The sequence below is a fragment of the Methylobacterium sp. WL6 genome (genome assembly GCF_008040095.1).
Taxonomy (GTDB): Bacteria; Pseudomonadota; Alphaproteobacteria; order Rhizobiales; family Beijerinckiaceae; genus Methylobacterium.
This window is the reverse complement of the sequence record NZ_VRVH01000578.1, coordinates 1-1,197: the sequence shown is the minus strand read 5'-3', so window position 1 is coordinate 1,197 and position 1,197 is coordinate 1. Positions and strand designations below refer to the sequence as shown.

1 protein-coding gene is annotated in these 1,197 nt (G+C 67.6%); it reads left to right on the top strand.

Annotated elements, in window-relative coordinates; translation table 11 throughout:
• The first annotated feature begins 3 nt into the window (after positions 1-3).
• Positions 4-1,194: an elongation factor Tu gene (gene tuf / locus FV230_RS28520; RefSeq protein ID WP_147729937.1), complete on the top strand. Its 1,191-nt coding sequence runs from the start codon at positions 4-6 to the stop codon at positions 1,192-1,194.
• Positions 1,195-1,197: the final 3 nt, after the last annotated feature.

The window sequence follows — 1,197 nt, the reverse complement described above, 5'->3', positions numbered from 1 at the left end:
ACCATGGCCAAAGAGAAGTTTGCCCGCACGAAGCCGCACTGCAACATTGGCACGATCGGTCACGTTGACCACGGCAAGACGTCGCTGACGGCGGCGATCACGAAGGTCCTGGCGGAGTCCGGCGGGGCGACGTTCACGGCCTACGACCAGATCGACAAGGCTCCGGAGGAGAAGGCGCGCGGGATCACGATCTCGACGGCGCACGTGGAGTACGAGACGACGAACCGGCACTACGCGCACGTCGACTGCCCCGGTCACGCCGACTACGTGAAGAACATGATCACGGGCGCGGCGCAGATGGACGGCGCGATCCTGGTGGTGTCGGCAGCCGACGGCCCGATGCCGCAGACCCGCGAGCACATCCTGCTGGCGCGCCAGGTCGGCGTTCCGGCGCTGGTGGTGTTCCTCAACAAGGTCGACCTCGTCGACGACGCCGAGCTGCTCGAGCTCGTCGAGATGGAGGTGCGCGAGCTTCTGTCGAAGTACGACTTCCCCGGCGACGACATCCCGATCACCAAGGGCTCGGCCAAGGTGGCGCTCGACAACGGCGACAAGGCGGTCGGGCACGACGCGGTGCTGGCGCTGATGAAGACGGTGGACGACTACATCCCGCAGCCGGAGCGCCCGATCGACATGCCGTTCCTGATGCCGATCGAGGACGTGTTCTCGATCTCGGGCCGCGGCACGGTGGTGACGGGCCGGGTCGAGCGCGGCATCGTCAAGGTCGGCGAGACGGTGGAGATCGTCGGCATCCGCGACACCCAGACCACGACGGTCACGGGCGTCGAGATGTTCCGCAAGCTGCTCGACCAGGGCCAGGCGGGCGACAACGTCGGCGTGCTGCTGCGCGGCACCAAGCGCGAGGACGTCGAGCGCGGCCAGGTCGTGTGCAAGCCGGGCTCGGTCAAGCCGCACACCAAGTTCAAGGCCGAGGCCTACATCCTGACCAAGGAGGAGGGCGGGCGCCACACGCCGTTCTTCACCAACTACCGGCCGCAGTTCTACTTCCGCACCACCGACGTGACCGGCGTGTGCGTGCTGCCCGAGGGCACCGAGATGGTGATGCCGGGCGACAACGTGACCATGGACGTCACGCTGATCGTGCCGGTGGCCATGGAGGAGAAGCTGCGCTTCGCCATCCGCGAGGGCGGCCGAACCGTCGGCGCCGGCGTCGTCGCCGCCATCAACGCGTAGTCG